The organism is Bartonella sp. AA1HLJMS, assembly GCF_042197445.1.
GTDB lineage: Bacteria > Pseudomonadota > Alphaproteobacteria > Rhizobiales > Rhizobiaceae > Bartonella.
In genome coordinates this window covers 1-1,080 of record NZ_JBHIRW010000215.1, presented here as the reverse complement: position 1 = coordinate 1,080, position 1,080 = coordinate 1, and the positions used below count along the sequence as shown (strand labels likewise).

At 41.0% G+C, this 1,080-nt stretch carries 1 protein-coding gene and 1 pseudogene; both read left to right on the top strand.

The annotated features are described in order from the left end of the window. Positions 1–426 (top strand): annotated as a pseudogene (locus tag ACFIQE_RS10710) (hypothetical protein); the annotation flags it as partial. Next, entirely contained in the window at positions 362–865 is a 504-nt protein-coding gene (locus ACFIQE_RS10705) for a hypothetical protein (RefSeq protein ID WP_375707738.1), read from the top strand. The pseudogene ACFIQE_RS10710 and the gene ACFIQE_RS10705, both read left to right, overlap by 65 nt. Positions 866–1,080: the final 215 nt, after the last annotated feature.

Sequence of the window (1,080 nt, the reverse complement as noted above, 5' to 3'; positions counted from 1 at the left end):
CAAGCTAATCGCGGTTGTCGATTGCCTACGGATTTTGAACCGGATTACGATTTTGCCATTGCAGAGGGCTTGCCTCCGGAGCGCGTGAAAGTCGAAATCGCAAAGTTTCGAGATTACTGGCATTCAAAAGCCGGAGCAAATGCAACCAAAATCGATTGGCAAGCAACATGGAGAAATTGGGTACGCAGGGCTATCGAGGGTTTAGAAAAAACAAAAAACACGAACAACAATGGTGGAAACAATGGAAATTACACTCAAAAGCAAAAAAGCGTTGGTGAACGTATCGCAGACAGCATCCTTGATATCGGGTCTCGAGGTCACTTTGAAACACATTCACGAGAGGATAGCTCCGGAGTTTCCTTTGGTTTTGAAGAGTGGCAGTGCATTGACACAACAGCAGGAAGCGATTGCCTTAGATGCTTGTGATCAACTTCACGAGTTATTTTCAGTGAAAGCAAGCAAAGAGGACATAGCCAAGGCAATTCGGATGCTTTCGTGTGGTTTGAAAATTTCGCAACAGGCAGATCATGAAGGTATGGCACTGACCTATGGAATGGTTTTGGAAAGTGTTTCTGCGTGGTCACTGATGAAAACGGTTAAACGGATTTTATGCGATGAGGTAGAAGGTTTATCGGATACGTTTTTTCCAAGCACTCGTGAGTTAGTAAGATTATGTCGTGATTTGGAAAACAGTCTTTTGACGAAAGCTAATCTTGTACGCAAGGCTGTTTTGAACACTCGTGAAAAAAGGCTGAAAGACAAGGCAGCAAGAGAACATTCAAGACCACTCACGTTGGTTGAAAAGCAAAAGCTTGAAGGGATTTTAAACGGGATTGGGGGAACAGTGAAAAACATGGCAGGTTAGCAAAATAGTGAAAAGTGCTGATCATTTTACGATTAGACATGCGTTTAAATCGACAAAAATGTACCATACAAAGCGATTTAAAGATTTTACGATGAAAACCATATCCGCAATATAAAACGCTCTGTACGGTCAAATTTTAGGTAAATAGACCAATTGGTAAAATTATGGACTAAAAACATGAGAATATTAAAAGACCTGTTCTTAAAAAAGCGTAA